Source organism: Pseudomonas kermanshahensis (assembly GCF_014269205.2).
GTDB lineage: Bacteria > Pseudomonadota > Gammaproteobacteria > Pseudomonadales > Pseudomonadaceae > Aquipseudomonas > Aquipseudomonas kermanshahensis.
In genome coordinates this window covers 1-931 of sequence record NZ_JABWRY020000012.1, presented here as the reverse complement: position 1 = coordinate 931, position 931 = coordinate 1, and the positions used below count along the sequence as shown (strand labels likewise).

Annotated in this window: 1 protein-coding gene; it reads right to left on the bottom strand. The window is 59.4% G+C overall.

Annotated elements, in window-relative coordinates; translation table 11 throughout:
• The coding region (locus HU764_RS27485) for an immunoglobulin-like domain-containing protein (RefSeq protein ID WP_217835022.1) at window positions 1-931 on the bottom strand (931 nt) is incomplete at both ends.

The following is a 931-nucleotide window of genomic DNA, read 5'->3' as shown; positions in this document are numbered from 1 at the left end:
AGCACGACCGTCAACATCGACGGCGGATTTGATGCCCAGCTCGATTTCACCGGCGTCTTTGTAGACGTCATCGCCCTGCGCTTCGTGAGTGTACGGCGCGCTGGTTTCGCCAGCCTTGATGGTGACGGTAGCGTTGTTGCTCAAGGTCACGACCAGGTCGTGAGCCAGGGCAGTGTTGATGTGAACGGTGAAGGTCGGCTTCACGTTCTCGGCAACCGAAACCTGGTCAGCCGTGATGGTGACCTTGACCAGATCGCCTTCGTTGCCAGCGCCTGGAGTACCTGAGCCCGGCTCGTCGGTCACAGCAGTGCTGACCGGCGTTTTGTCCAGAACCAGGTTCTCGAACTTGCCGACATCGGTGCCATCAACCGAAGCGATCGATTTGATCACCGCGTCGTTGGTACCGACGTAAACGTTATCCGGAGCAGTCACGGTGGTGAAGCCGGTAGTGCTGTTGGCCGGGACCGTGATGACGGTGGTGCCGTCGCTCAAGGTGAAGGTCAGCGCCGAGTGCTTATCAATCGGCAAGCCATCTTTGTTGGTCAGGGTGATGGTGTAAGTGATTGCACCACCTTCGGTAACCGAAGGGGTAGCGGTCAGCTTGGCCACTACGTCATCCGTGGTGTCAGTCACTTTGACCGACGCCGCATCGCCCAACTGCAGGTTCTCGAAGGCACGGCCATCGATGTCTGCTGCCGACTTCACGCCCACCTCGATTTCACCGGCGTCTTTGTAGACGTCGTCGCCCTGCGCGTCGTGAGTGTACGGCGCGCTGGTTTCGCCGGCCTTGATGGTGACGGTGGCGTTGTTGCTCAGGGTCACGACCAGGTCGTGAGCCAGGGCAGTGTTGATGTGGACGGTGAACGTTGGTTTGACGTTCTCGGCGACCGAGATTTGGTCGGCGGTGATGGTGACTTTGACCACGTCGCCT